The organism is Flavobacteriales bacterium, assembly GCA_020635395.1.
Taxonomy (GTDB): Bacteria; Bacteroidota; Bacteroidia; order NS11-12g; family UBA9320; genus UBA987.
In genome coordinates this window covers 154,746-175,485 of the sequence record JACJZV010000002.1, presented here as the reverse complement: position 1 = coordinate 175,485, position 20,740 = coordinate 154,746, and the positions used below count along the sequence as shown (strand labels likewise).

The following is a 20,740-nucleotide window of genomic DNA, read 5'->3' as shown; positions in this document are numbered from 1 at the left end:
GAAGCTATGAGTAAAATGTTTGCAGAGATAAAACGAATTGTGGATGAAGACATCAGTAGTCGAATTTCACAATATGATGTGATTTTTGAGGCCATCACAAATGCTATTCATGCAAAAGCTACAGCTATTGATTGTATATTAAACTCATTCGATAATCCTATCAAGGAAAGTGAAACAGAAATCGCAAGGAAAAAGGTTCACACTATAACAGTTCGAGACAATGGCGATGGTTTGCATGATGACAACTACGATTCATTTTGCAAATACAGAACTGAATACAAAAAGGCTTTGGGTTGTAAAGGTGTTGGTCGGTTTGTATTCCTAAAGGTTTACAATTATGCCAATTTTACAAGCTCATTGGTTAACACACAAGAAGTAAGGAGTTTCAAATTTGACTTTGATTTCGATACAGACAATATTAAAAGCACCCCAAGTAAAGTAGAGCAAAATTTAACCGAAGTAACTTTAAATAGCCTTTCCGAAAGCTACTTAAACCATGATAAACACGTTGATAGAAGAATTGAAATGGATTTGGAAGCAATTAGAGAAAAGGTATTGCTTAATCTGATTCCTACGCTATTCTTTTACAAAAAGAAAGGTGTTGAAATTACAATTAGCTTCACAGACCAAACCACTTCCGACCAAGTATTTATTGAGCCAAAAGATATTCCTGACTTCAAGGAACGCAAATTCATAGTAAAAGACAGAGAAAGCAAGGAATTTGAGTTTACATTAAATCATAGAATTGAAAATGTAGATGGCAAGCTAAATGCATACTACTGTGCAAATAATAGAACTGTATGTGAGTTTTCCGAAAAAGATCTGAAACTGAATTTCCCCTATGGTTATTCAGGATATTTATTGCTTGAATCTAAGTATCTAAACACAAGAGTTAACCACGAAAGAAACGACTTTGACATAAAACCCCTACGAACGGATGCTTTCACAACACTTTCATGGGATTTAATCAACGAAGAATTAAAAAAGACCGTAACAGACTTGGTGAAAGAAGGAATTCCGGAAACAAAAGAAATAAACAAGACGAAGATTAAAGAAATACATGAAGAGCGACCATATCTAATCAACTACATTGATGAAACAGATATTGAAATTGCTGGCTTCATGGACAAGAAAAAACTGATTGACAACGCTAAGAAAAAGTTTGATAATGCTAAAGAAAAAATACTTGCATCAGCAGGGAAAGAGGAATACACCGACACAGAACTTTACGAAGCGATTGAGTTAACGCATAACGAATTGGTTTCATACATCAATGACCGTGTTTTGGTAATTGAGCGATTAAAGAAATTGATTGACAAAAAAGAAAGAGTTTAAGAAATCATCCATAATCTGTTCATGGAAATGAGAACTGATGATGATTACTATGCTGTTGGCAAAAACAATCTTTGGCTATTAGACGACAGATATACCACATACAGCTATGTAGCAAGCGATAAAAGGATTAGAGAGGTTCTAAAAGGAATTGATGAAGAAAATGGCGACACAGATATTCTGGACGATAAACCCGACTTATCTCTTTTCTTTTCACATAATCCAAGTAAACCAGAACGCTTGAAATCAGTTTTGGTTGAAATCAAACCGTTTGACTATGCATCTAAACCTGACAGAAAGAAATTTGCAGGAATCCAGCAGTTGTTGGATTATGTAAAAGCTTTTAAAGAGAAAGAAAGGATTGAAGAAGTATCTTCATTTTTAATCACTGAAATAGACGACAAACTTGCTGATAGACTTAGAACAGATGGTTATACTCCTTTGTTCTCACTTGAAAGTCCAATTTATCATCGCTTTTACAGTGAACCCAATATTTCAATTTTTGTAATTAGTGCATCGACCTTGATTAAAGATGCGGAAGCAAGAAATAAGGTTTTTTTGGACATCATTAAAAAACAAAATAAAATCAAAAACTTACTATCATAATGCCAACGCAGCAGTCACACACACCAACCAAAACTTCCCTACCTTCGCCAAAACTTTTGGATATGTACCTCATAAAAAATGCAACCATAATAAATGAGCATCGTCGAATGGAGGGCGATGTGTTGGTAAAAGATGGAATCATCGAAAAAATTGCTCAAAGCATTAGTCACCCAACGGCCACCATTATTGAGGCCGAAGGCCAATGGCTGTTGCCGGGTGTTATTGACGATCAAGTGCATTTTAGAGAACCCGGGTTAACACACAAAGCCAACATTTATACCGAGGCAAAAGCGGCAGTGGCGGGTGGAATAACCAGTTTTATGGAAATGCCAAACACAAAGCCCCAGGCTGTTACACAAGAGTTGCTGGAGCAGAAATATCAAATTGGAGCCCAATCGTCGTTGGCCAATTATTCCTTTTTTATGGGTACTACCAACAACAACTACGACGAATTGATGCGGACAGACCCCAAAAAGGTGTGTGGGATAAAAATTTTTATGGGCAGTAGCACCGGCGATATGTTGGTGGACGACGACCACGTGCTTTCCAAAATTTTTGCCAATGCTCCCACCATTATTGCTTTGCACTGCGAGGATGAGCAAACCATCAAGACCAATACACAGCAGTATATAGATAAATATGGTGATGAAATACCGTTTTCGGCACATCCTGAAATAAGAAATAGCCATGCGTGTTATTTGTCATCAAGCAAGGCGGTGGAATTAGCCAAAAAACACGATACCCGAATTCATATTTTGCATATTAGCACCGCCGAAGAAATTGCTTTGTTTACCACCGAAGAGAATTTCAAAAACAAAAAAATTACCTCTGAAGTGTGCGTGCATCATTTGTCGTTTAATGCAGATGATTATGCTACGTTGGGTTCGAAAATTAAATGCAATCCTGCTATAAAATACAAAACCGACCAAGAGGCTTTGTGGAATGCTTTGCGTGAGGGAAAGTTTGACGTGATAGCCACCGATCATGCACCGCACACTGCCGAAGAAAAGGCCGGAAAATACTTGAATGCTCCTTCCGGGCTGCCGTTGGTACAACACAGCCTTCAGTTGATGTTGCAACATGCCAGGGATGGCCGAATTTCGGTAGAAGAAGTGGTAAATAGAATGTGCCACAAACCCGCCGAATTATTCAATATTGAAAAACGAGGTTTTGTTCGTGAAGGATATTTTGCCGATTTAGTTTTGGTAAACCCCATGAAATCTATGGTGGTAGAAAAGGATAACATTTTATATAAATGCGGTTGGTCGCCGTTGGAGGGTAGAAGGTTTGATTTTGTTATAACAAATACCTTTGTTAGCGGACATTGGGTTTACAGAAACGGTATTTTTGATGAGAGCAGAATGGGGCAGAGGTTGAGCTTTAATCGGTAGAAGTTACCAGCCCATCCATTCATTCATTTTTTTGGTATTTGCCGATAAATTTCCAATCATAAAAAATGTGTTTTTCGAAAGCACTTGGGCATTGTCAAAATTTTCTTTTACCACACCCATATTGTCTATGTAGTTTGAATGTATAATTTGGTTATCTGAACCATTTTTGGCAACAAACACCACATGAAAGTCTAAGCCTAAAATAAACACAGAGCTATCGGGTTGTGCGGCCAAATAGGCTTTTATTTTTTCCTTGCTTCCTAACGTTTTTATGTCGGTGCAATAGGCGTTTATCAAAACCGAAGAGGCTTGTTGTGCCATCTTGACCCGCTCAATGTTGTATCCGGTTTGCTTCATCACCGTGGTAAGAAAATAACCACACGCTATGGTGCCTGATTTTGGGGTTTGGCTGGTGCCATTAAAATTCCATTTTGTGCCAATCCAGTAGCTTGGTATGTGGTCATTGATAGTCTCGAACAATAGTTTTTTTGCTAAGTCAAAATCGCCGGAGTCAATGGCAGATTTTTGTTTTGACAGGCTATCGAGATATTCGTTGTACGAAAGGGTTTTGTTTTCGGTTTGTGGTAAGGTAACTTTGGATGTTCCTAAATAAATAAGCCCTGAGAGCAAAATCAAGATAAAAGTTGTTTTTAGCATTATTCCTTAACGAATTTTGCAATCGATTTTGTGTCCGTTCCAATCAGTTCAATAAAGTATAAACCGTTGGTAAAATGATTTACAGGAATGGAAATCAGAAGATTTTTGGCGGGACTCAGTGCTTTTTCAAATAATACTTTTCCGGTTATGTCATAAAGGTTTAGTTGGGTTAATGTAGAGTCGAAGCTGCTTACAATAATTTCGTCTTTTGCCGGATTTGGGTACAAAAACACATCCGTAGATTTTTGGGTTTGATTGTGTGTTGTTGCGGTGGCCAAAATCCAAAGGTTGGGGTCAAATTGGAGAGAGTCGGCAATAAAACCGATTTCAACAGAGGTGGTAAACTGATTCGACCAGGGTTCGATTGTAAAATAGGCTGAGTCGTGACCATTGCTCAACAAAATTTCAAATGGAATGGAGAAGAAATCAACGTCACCGTTGGTGGTTTGCACAAAAGCTAATTCAACTATTTTGCCTTTTTGTTTCCAAATTATTTCGTATTGCGGATTGCCCGTTCCATAAAACCAATCATTAAAGAAAGCGGTTAAATCTTTTCTTGAGGTGGCTTCCAAATGAAATTTTAAATCATCTGTACGAGCAAAGTTGTACGACAAATTTTCATCGCTCAGGTAGTTTCTTAACGATTTAAAAAAGAGTGAATCGCCCAATTGCCATTGCAACATACGGAGCAATTGAGCCCCTTTGTTGTAGGTAATTCTGCTACTAAAAAGGCTTGCTCGGTTCAGTGTGTCAATTCTATACACCGATTCGATGTCGAGCATGGCTTTTACTCTGCTTCCTATCAATTCGCTAAAAAAAACACTCTTATCGTCTTGCAATTGCTCGCGGGCCAATAGGGTAAAATAGGTCGCAAAACCTTCATTCAGCCACAAATCCGACCATGAGTTGCATGTTATTTTGTCGCCAAACCACTGATGAGCCAACTCGTGTGCAATAAGCCCAAAACTCCAGCTGCCCATAAAGCTCATGGTTTGATGCTCCATGCCGCCACCACGCATAAATTGAGCGTGGCCATATTTTTCATTTTTAAATGGATAATCGCCAAGCAGAGAGTCGTAATATCGCATGATTGGCAGCACAACCTTTGTGTATTTTTTGGCATCGTCGATGTTTTCGGGAAAAACGTAATTGAGAATGGGCATGCTATCGCCATCTACAAAATGCACCCAATCGGTAAATTCTACGTAGTCTGTAACGGCAACTGCTACCAAATAAGTTGCCACCGGATAACGGTGTTTCCAATGAAAAATCAGTTGTGAATCATTGGGTTGTTGGGTAGAAATAAGTATGCCCAAACCTGCGGCTTTGTTGCCTTTTGGCACAGTCACCAACATATCCAACGAATCAATTTTGTCGTAAATTCCATTTTTGCATGGCCACCATTGGTAGGCTCCGTATGGTTCGCTAAGCGTACTTACACTTGGAGCATCACTGATTGGCCTATCTTTTTCTAGCACATAGCTGGCATCGGCATTGGCCGTAGGGTTGCCGCTATAATGCACTATAATGGAGTCGGTGCTTCCCTTTATTACGGGTGTTCCTAACAATATGGAAATAATATGGTTGCTGTGCGAAAAGGCAAGTATGCGTTCGTTGTGGTAGATTACCGAATCTACCGACATATTGTTTGCCAAATCAAATTTGATAATTTGGAAATTGTCTATAAGAGGTTTGAAATAGGTGGTAACCGCACCGTTCATCGGCGATTTTCTTGGGTCGATGTTTAATTCTAATCGATGATAAACCACATCATAGTCAATACCGACATCCGATTTTTTCTTGTTGTGTTTGGCCGTGATTGCGTTTTCACCCAAAAAATAAAAATCGGGTTTGCATAATTGAGCACTCAGTTGGAAAGAACCAAGAATAATCAAGACGATAAAAAGGCTCCAAGTTTTCATTTTGATGCAAAATAGCTTGGTTGAGTGGAATTATCAAAAATGATTTGCAACAAATGAGTAAGAGTTCAATTTTATTCCCCTTCGGTAGAAGTGGTGTCGGCGGCTGCGGCTCTTATCATCACGCCAATGGCCATATCCACCGTAGAGTTTCGTTGAATTTTTGTGCCGGGCTTTATGGGGTCTTGGGTGCCTGGGTAAAAAACACCCAAAACAGTTTTGCTGTCGGGGTCTTTTATTTCCGGAATGGGTTGTTCGGTTATTTTGCCTATTTTAAGGCCAATACTTTTAAAACTTCGCACCACCTGGTCATACGAATCACCATCGGTTACATCTGGCATAATCACATCCGGAATTTTGTCAGAATTAAGCACCAAATAAATTTTTCGGCCATACTTTACATCAAAATCTGCCTCCGGGTCTTGGTCGATAATAGATAAAAGAGGCTTTCCATCTCTATAAACTGTGTCGGTTATTTCATAGTTAAAGCCTTGATCTACTAATATTTCAACGGCTTTATCTATTTTGAGTCCTTCTATCTTCGGAACCTTAACCAACGCTTTTCCATGCCCCGTATAGAAATGAATGAAAATAAGCGATAAGGCAATAAATCCAATGGTTGCAAGCCCTATTAATAGCAATGTTTTTAGTGTTTTATTCATTCCTTGTTGCGTTAAATTATCTATGCTGTAAAGCTGTTCTTTGCTGCCCAAAAGTCAGAATTTTATCAATAAAATCAAAAGGTTTATATCCGTTTATGGCAGCCTGATGATAGATGCAAGTGGCAGGGGTCATGCCCGGCAACGAATTTATTTCGATAATCACCACTTCTACAGTTTCATCCCCAAAAATGCGAACAAAAGCATCGATTCGACAATAACCTTCCACGTTCAGGCATTTGGCCACTTTTTCAAGCTCCAAACGCACTTTGGCCGATATTCGTTGTTGTTCGTTTGCATCCGCCGAAAAACGTGCCGGAGTGATATTTTGCCCTTCTCCGGCCAAAAATTTTTCTGCCAATGATAAAATTTCTCCCTCGGCAAGTGCCTCACTTGGTTCAAAAACTTCATACGACAGCTTACCGTTTTCGTATTTGGTGAGCATGCCTCCCGTAATTTCTAGAAAATGTTTTGCTCCTTTTTTGTCAATAAATGTTTCGGCCAAGAAATAATCTTTTTGCGGAAATTCTTCTTTATCGTCCAGCTTTAATTTTTGTTTGTCAGCACTTGATATTTCGGTATTTTCTCTAAAAGTAACCTCACAATAGGTGGCAAACTCGTCGATGTTTTTTAGTTTTTTCACCGCACTGCTACAGCCTTCATCAGCGGGTTTTGCAATGAGCGGGAAGCCCATATTTTGAATCAGGTTTTTAATTTTTTCGGGATTTTGTTGCCACCCAGCTTTATTTATAAGAGCTGCATCGGCCACCAAAAAACCATTGTCTCGCAATATGTTGTTGGTGATAAATTTATCAATGGTTGTTTCGCTTGAGGCAACACCGCTGCCATTGTATGCAATACCATATTGGTCTAACTTTTTTTGAACGGCTCCATCCTCGCCGGGCCTGCCATGCAAAGCAATGAAAACGGTAGAAAATTCATTTTTCAAATCCTCATAAGTTATTTGCTCGGGCTTAAAAATGGGTTTTTCAAAGGTGTATTTTTCAAAAATATCTTTTGCCTCTGCTATTATTTTTTCAATAATGGCGGCTCTCTCAAAATGTTCAACTTTGTGTTTTATGTCGTCGGCATTGTCTTTAAGCATTATATTGATGGGCAGCTTAAACAACAAATGATTGTCGTGGTCTCCGGTTAAAAACACAGGTACTGGCATATACTTGCCCGAAGAGGACAATTTCTCAAAAATATTTCGTCCGCTTTCTACCGAAATATGCCTTTCGGTGCTGTATCCACCCATCACTACCGCCACTTTTTCCATTGTTTGGCTTGATGACGACAAATCTTCGAGTCGTTTGTCAAGATTGTGGAGCAATGCTTTTTTGGGAATAAAAGATGGAACGGTCTGCAAACGCTCGGCAATAGATGAGCGAATGATAAAGGTCAAAAATTGGCTTGGGTTTAGGCCAATTTCGGCAGCCTGATGAAAGAAAAACGAAGAAGGCATCATGCCCGAAGTGGTGTTTGGGTCGTTGAGCAAAATGCGGCCATCGGGGGTGTAAAAGCCGTCAATTCGGGCATATACATTAAACTCGAAATATTCAAAGAGTCGGCTACATTCTTGCCGTATGCGTTCTATCTGTTCATCCGGCAGGTTTATGGGCGTAATTTTTCTACTCAGTCCGGGTAAGTATTTTGATTTGTAATCGAAATAGCCTCCGGTTTTTACAATTTCGGTGGGAGGTAAGGCAATGGTTTTCCCGGCATTATCCCGTACTACTATGCAGCTAAATTCTCGTCCTTCAATAAATTGTTCGGCAATAACTTCCACTTCGCCCCTCACAGCCATAAGCTCTATTTCTTCCATGGCGACAAATAGTTGGTCTATATGTTCGAGAGCTTCTTCCGGATGATTAACTAAGGTGTCGTTTATAAACATCGGAAAACCAAGAGAACTTCTTATGTCGCTAAGCTCACGAATTAGCCTCACTTTATCGGATTTTTCCCAATCGGTTTTGGTTAATTTTTTTATAAAAAAGCTATTGTTTACTGCCTTGTAAAAATCCTCTTTATTTTCTGATTTTAAAATAGTTACCCCAATGGATGAGCCTTGATTGGCTGCTTTAACGACCACGGGAAACCCAATTTGATTTTTTACCTTTTCAAAAAAAGAAATCGGCGAGTTTTTCCATTCGTCAAATTTTACGGTTGCAAAAATAGGCCCGTCAAACCCACTGTGTCTCATCCATTTTTTCTGTACCGCTTTGTTCATTCCTAAGGCCGAGGGCAAAATGCCTGAACCGGTGTAAGGTATTCCATACCACTCTAACAAACCTTGAATGTTGCCGTCTTCGCCCCGCTCGCCGTGCATGGCCAAAAAGGCAATATCTATGTGATTACTTAGGTTGATGGGTTCAATGTTTTGACCTATTTCAGAAAGCATTTTTTTTCTATCCGATGTGTTTGCAGCTATGCTCTCTGAGTAAATCTGGAATGAATTTTTGCTGACAGGCAAATGGCTTACGGGAGGATAAAAATCTCGAATGGTACCCCGATAAACAAATTGCCAATTGAGCAAAACCATGTTTCCAAATTCGTCAACAAAAATGGGTACGGCATCAAACAATCTTTTGTCTAAATTATCGTACACAGTGCGGCCTCCGGCAAACGATACTTCACGCTCGCGAGAACTTCCACCAAAAAAAATACCTATCCGAAACCGGGTTTGCATGCCGAAATATTGCTAAATTATTTTTTATTATTTATTGATAATCAAATAGATGTGCAAAGATATTTAAACTTTGAATGTCTTTTAATACAAAGCGGTTAAATTCGCACTTCTATTTTATAGGAACAATAATTGACAGGAAAGTTTTAAAAAACAAGAAATGAGAAGTTTAGTTATCGCCATAAGTTTAGGAATTTGTTCGTTATCTGCCGTTGCTCAGTCTGCCGACAGCACAAAATCAAGTAAAGACACCACGGTTCACACAACCAAATCAGACAAAAAACTACCAGACATTACCCTAAAAAATACCGACGGAGAAAATGTAAATCTTCAGTCGTACGGACAATCAGGCAAAATAACCATTATCTCTTTTTGGGCTACTTGGTGTGGTCCTTGCATTAAAGAACTCCGAAATTTGAACGAGGTGATTGAGGATTGGGAAGAAAATTACAATGTGCAGTTGGTAGCTGTTTCGGTGGATGACTCAAGAACCACGTCCAAAGCAGGGCCAAAAGCCGTTGCCGAAGGTTGGGATTTTGATATTTTGTTGGATGTAAACAGTCAGTTGGCTCTGGCCATGAATGTTACCAACCCACCGGTTACTTTTTTGGTTGATCAAAGTGGAAACATTGTTTATACACACACAGGATACATTGAAGGAGACGAAATAGACTTGGAAGAACACATTAAGGAACTTCAAAAGAAATAAGTCAATTAAAATTGACGTGTAAAGCCCATTCATTGATGGGCTTTTTTGTTTGCAATAGGCTGTGGACTATACCAAATTCTAAACAAAAAAGTTACCTTTGCCACCCTTAAAAAAACAAGTTTCATGGCAGACAAAATCACAATAAATAATGGTAAATTAAACGTTCCGAACCATCCAGTTATTCCTTTTATTGAAGGTGACGGTATTGGAGCAGATATTTGGAAGGCTTCTCAAACCGTTTTTGATGCGGCAGTAGAAAAGGCATACAACGGCACAAAAAAAATAGAATGGTTGGAAGTACTTGCGGGAGAAAAAGCTTTTAACCAAACCAACGATTGGTTGCCACAAACAACGTTAGATGCAATAGATGAGTATTTGGTGGCTATAAAGGGGCCGCTTACTACCCCAGTTGGTGGCGGTATTCGGTCGCTAAACGTGGCTCTTCGTCAACGATTGGATTTGTACGCTTGTGTTCGTCCGGTACAGTATTTCACAGGTGTTCCTTCGCCAGTAAAAGAACCACAACACGTGGACATGATTATTTTCCGTGAAAATACGGAAGATATTTATGCCGGAATTGAGTGGAAATATGGCACACCCGAAGTGGAGAAAGTAAAATCATTTTTGATAAATGAAATGGGGGTAACCAACATTCGTTTTCCAGAAACCTGCTCGTTAGGCGTAAAACCGGTAAGCAAGGAAGGAACAGAGCGATTGGTTCGTTCGGCCATTGAATATGCCATTGCAAACAACCGAAAATCGGTGACTTTGGTGCATAAAGGAAACATCATGAAATTTACCGAAGGTATGTTTAAGGAGTGGGGATACCAATTGGCCAAAAATGAATTTGGTGCAGTAGATTTAGACGGTGGTCCATGGCAGGTTATTGACAACAAAGGCAACAAAATTGTAATTAAAGATGTAATTGCAGATGCCTTTTTGCAACAGATTTTGCTTCGTCCTTCTGACTATGATGTTATTGCGACTTTAAACCTTAACGGCGATTATATTTCGGATGCGTTGGCGGCCATTGTTGGCGGAATTGGTATTGCTCCAGGTGCAAACATCAACTATAGCACCGGAAAAGCCATTTTTGAAGCAACCCACGGAACTGCCCCAAAATATGCAGGTTTGGACAAGGTTAACCCAAGTTCAGTTATTCTGTCGGGAGAAATGATGTTCCGATACATGGGCTGGACAGAAGCGGCAGATTTAATATTAAAAGGGTTGAATGGGGCCATTGCCGCAAAACGAGTAACCTACGATTTTGAGCGACTAATGGACGGAGCAACGCTCTTAAAATGCTCCGAGTTTGGCGATGAGATAGTTGCCAATATGTAATTGAAATCTTAGTTTGATAAAGATAAAAGCGGCGAAAGCCGCTTTTTTTTTATTTGGCAACCATTTCCCTCAAATTTTTATTATCAATTTTTTTTTAGATGCTCCCTCAAATCCGGTTTTAATCATTGCCTCGGCTAATTGAGTAGAATTAATGCCAATGTTTGGAGGAAATTTTGCTGAATTCCTTGTAGAAAAATCGTAAGATTTTATACTTACCTGTTTGGCTCTTTTCTTGGGATAGAAAGGTAGATGTAGTCGGGGTCGAAGTGTTACGGTAATCCGCTATCAATTCAAACATTTTATTTTCGGCCATACCTTCGTATCTGACAAACGACATTCTACTTTTTTCTGTCCGAGTGAAATAATTGCTGAACATCTTCTTTCTGCAAAACAATGGTTTAATACCTATTGCTCAATCATTCCTGAACCTCCGACATCAGTGCTTTTTTCATGGCTTGAACATAAAGATTTTGAAAAAAGAAGACGTTATTTTTTTCTATTTGATATCTATCAATTCGTTCAAGGAAATTTTGAAAGCATTACACAATTTTAAAAGCGTTGAAAGTTTGGGATTGGTAATTTTGCCAATCTCTAACCTTCTAAGAGCTGACTCATCAATATCCATCAGTTCGGCAAGCTCGGCTTGTGTAAGATTTCTTTGTTTTCGTAAAGACTTAATCTGTTTGCCAAGCCCAATTGTTATGCCATCTGAATACACGCTGACAAACGAAGCGGTATAAATTATGAAATAACAGAACATTAAATCCTGCTTTTGAAATTATTTCCTAACTTTGGAGAGAAATAAACAAAGAGACTTGTACATTTACAGTTATGAAAGCACACATTCCATACATTGTTTTATTTGTAGTTGTACTTCTACCAAGTTGCAAACCCGAAGAACCAGAACCATGGACAAGATATGAATATCTGGGTGAAGCTCGTGACTACATTTATTTTAAACCCGGCACTTGGTGGGTGTATGAAAACATCAAGGATGGAAGACTTGACACTATCGAAATAACTAAAAGCTTTGATGATACCACGAAACTAACAGGAAATGGTAATACCATGTATTACGAAGAAATTGAATGGTATGCCAAAAGCAGGATGGATGTGTATGAATATCATTTTTATAGCTGGAATTCCCCACTAATTGAACAGTATGATGAGGGAAGAACAGCTTGGCGTAGGTATTATTTAGCCAAATATAAACCTGGGGGATATGTGGGAGTTGTTACAAATTTTATTTACCCTTTTGACCAAACATACACACAAAATACATCTACACATAGTGTTCAACTTAAAATCGAATTGAATATTTTAAAACTGAAAAGCAAGGAATATCAGAACATAAAGGCGTACTTGCTGAGTGATGACGATTTAATTTTTTATGATGAACTCGAAAGAACCGGAGGAGCCGCACAATACTACTGGGCCAAAAATATTGGAATGATTAAGCTTGAAAATTTAAAACACTCTGTATCATGGGAATTGATTGATTACAATATTGTGCAATAACAAATAAATAAAATTATGAAACGTCTTTTTACCACTTTAGGGTTAACGCTATGCTATGCACTGCTATTTGCCCAAAACCTCGACAGCCTCAATCTAAACAAATATTGGATCTACAAAGACCACTTTTTGAAACATTTTTTGATGCTACAAAATCACACAAACACGAATCTCAATGAATAATCGCTTATATTTACAAGTATGAAAATGCGGTATTTTTTAATGAGTTTATTGGCTGTTGTACTTCTACCAAGTTGCAAACCCGAAGAACCGGAACCATGGACAAGATATGAATATCTGGGTGAAGCTCGTGACTACATTTATTTCAAACCCGGTACGTGGTGGGTGTATAAAAATGTGCAAGATGGAAGACTTGACACTATCGAAATAACTAAAAGCTTTGATGATACCACGAAACTAACCGGAAATGGTAATACCATGTATTACGAAGAAATTGAATGGTATGCCAAAAGCAGGATGGATGGGTATGAATATCATTTTTATCTCATGTATGGCCAACCAAATATGGAATTGGCAACACAAAATCAAGTGGTCAATAGAAGCTATTTTTTGGCTAAATATCGGCCCGGAAATTACGTGGGGCTGAGAAACAACTTTCTTTACCCTTTTAACCAAAATTTTATTGAGAAAAACTCCACTCATAGTGTTCAATTAAAAGGTGAATATACTACTCTCAAGCTAGGCACTGAGAATTATACCGATGTTAAAGTATTTTGGGTAAGCGACGACGATTTAATTTTTTATGATGAACTCGAAAGAACCGGAGGAGCCGCACAATACTACTGGGCCAAAAATATTGGAATGATTAAGCTTGAAAATTTAAAACACTCTGTATCATGGGAATTGATTGATTACAATATTGTGCAATAACAAATAAATAAAATTATGAAACGTCTTTTTACCACTTTAGGGTTAACGCTATGCTATGCACTGCTCTTTGCCCAAAACCTAGACAGCCTCAATCTAAACAAATATTGGACCTACAAAGACCACTTTTTGAAACATTTTATTCACGTTGGAAAGGATGAGGGGGAATCTTTACCCATGGATTTGATAAGATGGAGAAGTTGTGGAGATATGAAGGGCTATAAAATAGAGGCGGGTGATGTGGTGGCCTCTTTAGGAATGTATCTTGCTGCGTTGGCCACCGAATATAACTGGTTGAAAGAAACCGACGACTATGAAAAACTACAAGCCTGCCAAAGCGAAATATATTTTGCCCTAAAAGCCTTTGACCGACTTGACGTTTTTGCAGAGAAATTTATATCAAATGATGACCCTTCTGTTCCTGATACTAAAGGTTTTTTTGTACGAGATGATGTACCTGAAAATTTCTATAAATTTTGGGAAGTTACTGATAGTGTTTTGTTTCATGGGGCACATGCCACCAATGGGTTTATTCCGGACAGTATCCTTGTAGTTCCGCCAGGAAATAGCATCCCCCTACCTTGGACCACCGAGTATCCATGGCTTTCATCGGGGAGCCATCCATTAAAGGCCACACTCGAAGAGCTGTATCAAGACCCCCCTTTTAATGGTTTTAAGGCATATAAATCGTGGGAGCCAGTTGGTGATGAATGCGGAGACATGTGGAATCTTTCAAAATCAAAATCAAGCTCAAAACTTCGTGAATCAAACGAAATGAGCCAAGACCATGCCCTTGGCATGCTAATGGGGTTGCGGTTTCTGCAGATATTTATTAATGACGAAAATCTATATATTCAGCCCGCAACCGAAGATTCTGGCATGTGGTTGATGGCCGAAACTAGGATTTTAGCCGAAAGAATTATGAACCACATGAGCAAGGAATTTCCTGAAAATACAGAAATGTATTTTGAGGTTAAAGGTGATGATTCTTCTTTGTTTGCAATAGACTCTATATATGTAAAGTTTAGAAAAGCGAGATATATTCTTACCAACCCCGTAACGGGTAGGCCTGTGGATAGAGGTTGGGAAGCGTTTATGCTTTCGGGTGGGTATGAAATTCTAGGTGAACAGTTGACAGGTATAGATTATCCTGCAGGGTGTTTGGATATGAAAAATTGGAATATTGAATGGGAAAATACTTTCGTTAATGAATTTATGACCTTCATATATCCAAGTCTTGAAACGCAGCTCGTTAAATTCATAATAAAAAAAGTAGCAACTCAATCCATCAATTCTGTTACCAAGGAAGAAAGTACATGGCGAAATGCATGGGGTTGTTATCAAAAAATTTATGATGATTGCTTATCTCAAGTAGTATTACAAAAAATGGTTGAAAAACAAGGAAGCAAAAGTGATGTGATGCTAAATATGGTTATGCGACTGGCGGCAATAACGGCTTCTTGGAATCATGAAGACTTTACAGTACTTGCAACAATGGCCAATTTTCCGTGGTTTGAGTTAATGGATGCTTGTGTTAAAGATATTACACCAACCTACAGTCAGGACTATTATAGACACCTTCTTGATTCGGCTGATTGCACTGGAATACAGAAATGGCCGAGTATATCTTATCCTGACACAATCATTGACAAATATTTATTTCAAATTATTGACACTACGGATACCCCTTGGGATACTACCCAGCTTTGGCTTTCTCCCCAAAGTACTGCGGGCTATATGTTTTTAAACTTTAATGTTTATGGTGGTTATTATTCAAAGAAGATAGTTTCCGTAATAGATACACAGTATAAAACACTTAAAGTCTATCCACACGAGCCATTTAATCGTAGTGATATTTTTTCCACCCCCAATAGAAGTTTTGAAACCTCGAATGCCTGGAGAGAGGCAGAGTACAACCCTATAAGCTATATGCTCCTGCACAATATGTATCGGATAAGTTTCAAGAACTCACTTCAGGGCAAGGTTTTTACTTCGGGCTGCCCATGTCAAAGTTCCCTTGCACAAGGGTTTAGCAATAATGTTAACACTGGGCTTAAAGATACTCTTTACACCATAGCTCGGTTTCCGGAATATAATGATATTGGGATTCGTGTACCAGAATTTCTGACACATGATGTAAATATCTATAACCCCCCGAGTATTCCTAAGGGAGGGCAGTTAAAACCTAAGGGAGATTTAACGATTTGTAATGCGAAGCTGGCACTTTATCAGGCATCTTCCATCAGACTGAGTCCGAGCAACCCAAGTAGGAAAAAGGAATTACGAATTGCCCGAAATGCGATTCTTGAATTAAATAACAATTCTAGTTTAATACTTGACTCTAACAATCGAGTTATTGTTGAATCCGGTGGGCTGCTTCGCATTTGGCAAGGAAGCCATATTATTCTTGATAAGGGGTCAACTCTTGAGATAAACGGAAATTTGGAGCTTATGTATGGTGTTCTATTTTCTATTGAGCCTGGGCCAAATGGTATAGGCCGTGTCATATTCAAAAATATGGGCACCAATAGTGTTAAGCATCAAGCAAAAGTGATTGCTTTCAATGGTAGTTCAATGAATCTTACCGGAAATTATCAAGGGCAGCCCATACTAGAAATTGATGGTATAGAACCAATTGTTTTTCCCTCAGAGCTATCTATAAAGATAAAAGATGGAGCTGTGCTGTTAGGTGGAAATGCGGTAATGGAAGTTCACGGGCCATTAACGGTAGAAAACGTTGATTTTGATGCTACGTATTCTGCCTATCCGTATGAGGAAGCCATACGCACCATCGGTCAGCCAAAAGTGGTTATTAAAAATGCACATTTTGAGGATGGTAAAGTGGGCATACATTGCGAGAGCTATATAGGCAACAATGCTCCATATATTGAGAACATTTCTGCCGAAAATATGAAGGTGGCTGTAGAGTCCTTTGGTGCAAGTTTGAGTATAAATGTAGCAGATATTTCGAACTGTACAGATGGCGTAAATATTTATACGCCGAGCAAAACATCTGAGCTTTTTTACAACCGTATTGAAGAGTGTGAAAACGGGGTAAAATTATATGGACAAGCCAATGGAACATTAATATCAACCTATGGCACCTACAAACTAAATGCAAGCGGTATTACTCCACTTAGTGGGACTGTTCAAATACGATGTAGCAATTTTGATGAGAATGGAGTAGCGTTGGCACCCAAATACAACAGCAGCTTTAACATGAATGAAAATCATAAAATGGGTAGCAATATTTTCATAAACAACGGATTGATAGTAGCTCCTTCTTTCACGTTGAACCCGTATGGTATTGACATTTCCAATGGCAATACGAAGTTTGATTTTGATAATGTTTATGGGGCAGACCACTATACGTTTTCAGGATACCTTTCCCAAGTTTCTACGGTGGGTAGTCCTGCAAGCGGCTACAGCTTAGTTCTTCCCTCATCTCACAATTATTGGTATCCATACAATCCAATTCATAATCTTCATTATGATTTGAAGTTTAAGGTTAATACTGTGCCTTTCTTTTCAGAATTTAATATTGATTTGTATCACTCAAACGACTTTGTGAGTTCATCCGCTCTTTATATCAAACAAACAAACCTTTGTCCATCTTGGAGTTCAGGTGTTGGCACGTTTACCGTAAAAGATAAAGGCGATAGAGCGGTTGATGCCGACAACCAAAGCGTGACGAACAGCTATTACAGCAATGCAACCTTGGGGGCAGTGTTTGCAGACATTAACGAGCGTGCCTACTACAATCATGACTTTAGCGGTGCGTTTGAAAGAGGGAAATCGATATTGGCATTCAACTTTTTAGGCTTAAGTGAGTTTGACGAATACGTTTTACAGAATGTCTATAGAACGACCATGGAAAGTTATGGTGAGATTTTTTATGACAGCAATACGCTCGACATTGCCGGAATAACCACCGAATTTTTGCCCGTTTTAGAAAACCTCGAACAAAGGGCTGAAAATGCTTCTGACACCTTCTGGCACGAGCAAGAAGTGCAAATTGCCATGGATATAGCCGAGGTGTATCGTATGAACAACAAGCGGGATACATCCCTGTTGGTTTTGAGCGATAAATTGGGAAGCAAAATAGATATTTCGGATGCCGAGGTTGACAATATAAACATGTTTATGTGTGCCATTAATGCAGAAAAGGATGTGTTGGCAGGAATTATTACCATTTCTCAGAAAGACTCACTGTACAATTGCTTTGTGGTGGACACCATTCCACCAACCTCTCCACCACCTGCACCAGAGCAAATAACCGAAAAAGTGGTAAACGGAAAACCCATAATTGACTGGGAAACGCAACCTAATCCCGCTGAAACAGGCATGGAGGTAGTGTTTAAATTGAAATCAAAAAGGTATGTAGAAATTGAAATTTTTGATGTTCTTGGTCATAAAATGGTGGGTGTAGAAAGGGCGTGGTACAAAAAAGGAGTAAACTCGGTTTCCATTGATGTGAGCAACTGGCCAACGGGTGTTTATATGGTTCACTTCAAATACGACCAATACTCGGATGCGAAAAGGTTAGTGATTAACAGAAATTAAAAAAGAAAGCCGTTGCATTGCAGCGGCTTTTTTGTTATTCCCCACAAACACCTATTTTAGCAGAAAAATCAGTATGAAAAAAGGTGTACTTATTTGTGTTTTGATGTTTTTAACCTATGTGGTTCAGGCTCAGCTTACACAAACCATAACCGGCAAAGTGGTGGATGCCACCACAAATGCAGGCTTAGTTGGTGCTACTATTTTGGTAGAAACCGCCACCGGAATTGGTGCCATGACAGGCGAAGGTGGCTATTTTAAATTGGTAAATGTGCCCATTGGCCGCCACCGACTAACTATTGAATACGTTGGTTACGAAACGGTGGTTAAAGACAACGTTATGGTAACCAGTGGTAAAGAGGTGGATTTGATGGTGGAAATGCAAGAATCATCAATGGTTACCGAAACCGCCACGGTAACGGTAAAACGTTCAAAAGTGAGTAGCAATAACCAAATGGTGGCCGTAAGTAGTAGAAGTTTTGATGCAGAAGAAGCCGAGAGGTATCCCGGCAGCAGGCAAGACCCTGCCCGAATGGCTCAAAATTATGCCGGAGTGGCTGGCACAGACGATCAAAGAAACGATATTGTAATACGGGGCAACTCACCGCTGGGTTTGCTCTGGAGATTGGAAGGAGTGGATATTTTTAATCCAAGTCATTTTGCCGTGGCTGGCACAACGGGTGGCCCAATCAGTATGCTTAACAATAAGTTGGTGGGCAATTCCGATTTTATGACCAGTGCATTTCCGGCGGAGTATGGCAATGGCATTTCCGGTGTTTTTGACCTAAAAATGCGAAACGGCAATTACAATAAATCTGAATATAGCGTTCAGTTTGGTTTATTTGGCACCGAGTTGCAAGCCGAAGGGCCACTTAATAAAGAGAAAAAATCGAGTTACACCTTCTCGTATCGATATGCCACTTTCAGCATTTTCAGAGCATTGAATATTGATTTAGGCACGGATGCCATTCCACAATATCAAGATGTCAATTTCAAATTGAATTATCCGAAGAAAAATGGCAATTTTTCTGTGTTTGGTGTGGGTGGTTTAAGTGCCATTGATATTGTTTTTAGCGATGATGAAGCACCAACCAAAGAAATTTATGGAGAAAAAGACAGAGACCAATATTTTAGAACCAATATGGGTGTGGTGGGAGCTGTTTGGGAACGAAGGCTTTCTACTGATAAGACCTTTAACCTTGTTTTTGCTCAAAACGTGCAACAAGTATTGAGCAGCCATGATAAAATTTATAGAGATCCAGATACCTTCACCCGCGTTTCTTTACTACCCGTTTTGAGGTCGGATATGATGCACGGAAAATCCACATTTCACGCATCAATCACCAAAAAATATAGTTCCAAAAGCGTTTTAAAGTATGGCTTTATTGCCGATCTTTATCAAATCAATTATTTGGACAGTGTGCGGAACGAGCGTACCTACCAGTGGTCAGAACATCTCAACTACAAGGGAAATGCATTTATGACCAGAATGTATGCCAATTGGAAATACCGACTAAATGCCCGAACAACAATTACATCCGGTTTGCACGCCATGCAATTTACCCAAGGCGGCAATGCCGTCGTAGAACCTCGAGTAGGCATAAAATGGCGTAGATTGGTAAACGAATCTTTTTCATTGGGGTATGGCATGCACAGTCAAACGCAACCCCTGTATGTGTATTTTACCCAGTTTGTTGACTCCATTTCAAAAACCTTTGGAAAGCATAATGAGCAAATTGGGTTGACCCAAAGCCATCACTTAGTTGGTTCGTATGAGCGTACTATATCAAAAAGTATTCGGTTTAGAACAGAAATATATCACCAATGGCTTTTTAATGTACCGGTTGAAATGTTGAGCAGCTCGTTTTCATTGCTCAATCAAGGTTCTGGTTTTACACGATTTTTTCCGGATGTGTTGCAAAATAGCGGCACGGGTACAAACAAAGGAATTGAGTTGACCGTTGAAAAATTCTTTAGTAAAAATTATTATTTTATGACCACAGCTTCGGTGTATGATTCGAAATATAAAGGCAGTGATGGTGTGACGAGAAACACCGATTTTAATGGAAATTTTATACTCAATGGGTTGGCCGGATATGAATATCGCTTTGCTAAAAACGATAAAAATGCGTTGATTTTCGGAACAAAATATACCATTGGTGGGGGCAAAAGATATTCTCCAATCGATACGGCAGCCACCATGGCAGATGGGGCAAATGTGATTATTGTTGATAACCAAAGAAACATTTATCAATTCAAAAACTACAGCCGCCTGGATGTGAAATTGGGTGTTCGGATTAATACAAAAAAGACCACGCATGAATTTTCGTTGGATATAGCCAATGTAATGAATACCAAAAACATATTGAAAGAAAATTATTTTGACGATCCTGAAAATCCGGGCATCAAAAAATTTGGTTTAGAATATCAATTAGGAAGATTGCCGAACTTTTGGTATAAAGTTAATTTTTGATAAG

General features: G+C 39.0%; 14 protein-coding genes. 9 read left to right on the top strand and 5 right to left on the bottom strand.

Annotation, left to right across the window (positions count from 1 at the left end):
• The first annotated feature begins 6 nt into the window (after window positions 1-6).
• From H6607_07015 to H6607_07005, 3 genes are read left to right on the top strand one after another with little or no spacing between them, the layout of a single operon-like run.
• A complete protein-coding gene (locus tag H6607_07015; GenBank protein ID MCB9262108.1) occupies window positions 7-1,335 on the top strand; it encodes an ATP-binding protein in 1,329 nt (442 codons plus the stop codon).
• Between the two features lie 27 nt (window positions 1,336-1,362).
• Window positions 1,363-1,938 (top strand): hypothetical protein, encoded by a 576-nt coding sequence (locus H6607_07010; protein ID MCB9262107.1) that lies wholly within the window; start codon window positions 1,363-1,365, stop codon window positions 1,936-1,938.
• A 56-nt stretch (window positions 1,939-1,994) separates the two neighbouring features.
• On the top strand, window positions 1,995-3,329 hold the full coding sequence (locus H6607_07005) for a dihydroorotase (GenBank protein MCB9262106.1): 1,335 nt from the start codon (window positions 1,995-1,997) through the stop codon (window positions 3,327-3,329).
• Between the two features lie 3 nt (window positions 3,330-3,332).
• On the opposite strand, the gene H6607_07000 is transcribed toward H6607_07005, so the two are convergent.
• The 4 genes from H6607_07000 to H6607_06985 all read right to left on the bottom strand — a co-directional run bounded on the left by H6607_07000 (window position 3,333) and on the right by H6607_06985 (window position 9,253).
• Complete coding sequence (locus H6607_07000) at window positions 3,333-3,986, bottom strand: hypothetical protein (GenBank protein ID MCB9262105.1); 654 nt, start codon at window positions 3,984-3,986, stop codon at window positions 3,333-3,335.
• Window positions 3,986-5,908 carry a T9SS type A sorting domain-containing protein gene (locus tag H6607_06995; GenBank protein MCB9262104.1) on the bottom strand — a complete coding sequence of 641 codons (1,923 nt, stop codon included), beginning with the start codon at window positions 5,906-5,908 and terminating at the stop codon, window positions 3,986-3,988. Before H6607_06995 ends, H6607_07000 begins: the two co-directional genes overlap by 1 nt.
• A gap of 71 nt (window positions 5,909-5,979) precedes the next feature.
• Window positions 5,980-6,567, bottom strand: a complete 588-nt coding sequence (locus H6607_06990; GenBank protein MCB9262103.1) for a PASTA domain-containing protein — start codon at window positions 6,565-6,567, stop codon at window positions 5,980-5,982.
• A 16-nt stretch (window positions 6,568-6,583) separates the two neighbouring features.
• Complete coding sequence (locus H6607_06985; GenBank protein MCB9262102.1) at window positions 6,584-9,253, bottom strand: ATP-grasp domain-containing protein; 2,670 nt, start codon at window positions 9,251-9,253, stop codon at window positions 6,584-6,586.
• Window positions 9,254-9,410: 157 nt separating this feature from the next.
• On the opposite strand from H6607_06985, the gene H6607_06980 reads away from it, so the two are divergent.
• On the top strand, window positions 9,411-9,959 hold the full coding sequence (locus H6607_06980) for a TlpA family protein disulfide reductase (GenBank protein MCB9262101.1): 549 nt from the start codon (window positions 9,411-9,413) through the stop codon (window positions 9,957-9,959).
• A gap of 123 nt (window positions 9,960-10,082) precedes the next feature.
• Window positions 10,083-11,300 (top strand): NADP-dependent isocitrate dehydrogenase, encoded by a 1,218-nt coding sequence (gene icd, locus H6607_06975; protein ID MCB9262100.1) that lies wholly within the window; start codon window positions 10,083-10,085, stop codon window positions 11,298-11,300.
• A 496-nt stretch (window positions 11,301-11,796) separates the two neighbouring features.
• Here the strand turns inward: icd and H6607_06970 are convergent, their stop codons facing one another.
• Window positions 11,797-12,060: a helix-turn-helix transcriptional regulator gene (locus tag H6607_06970; protein MCB9262099.1), complete on the bottom strand. Its 264-nt coding sequence runs from the start codon at window positions 12,058-12,060 to the stop codon at window positions 11,797-11,799.
• A 71-nt stretch (window positions 12,061-12,131) separates the two neighbouring features.
• Here H6607_06970 and H6607_06965 point away from each other — a divergent pair, with 71 nt between their 5' ends.
• From H6607_06965 to H6607_06950, 4 genes are all read left to right on the top strand, one after another.
• The gene (locus tag H6607_06965; GenBank protein MCB9262098.1) at window positions 12,132-12,818 is read left to right on the top strand and encodes a hypothetical protein; all 687 of its coding nucleotides are present in this window, start codon (window positions 12,132-12,134) and stop codon (window positions 12,816-12,818) included.
• Window positions 12,819-13,037: 219 nt separating this feature from the next.
• Entirely contained in the window at window positions 13,038-13,706 is a 669-nt protein-coding gene (locus H6607_06960; protein ID MCB9262097.1) for a hypothetical protein, read from the top strand.
• 15 nt (window positions 13,707-13,721) lie between these two features.
• Entirely contained in the window at window positions 13,722-18,266 is a 4,545-nt protein-coding gene (locus H6607_06955) for a T9SS type A sorting domain-containing protein (protein MCB9262096.1), read from the top strand.
• Window positions 18,267-18,339: 73 nt separating this feature from the next.
• Window positions 18,340-20,736 carry a carboxypeptidase-like regulatory domain-containing protein gene (locus H6607_06950; protein ID MCB9262095.1) on the top strand — a complete coding sequence of 799 codons (2,397 nt, stop codon included), beginning with the start codon at window positions 18,340-18,342 and terminating at the stop codon, window positions 20,734-20,736.
• Window positions 20,737-20,740 lie beyond the last annotated feature (4 nt).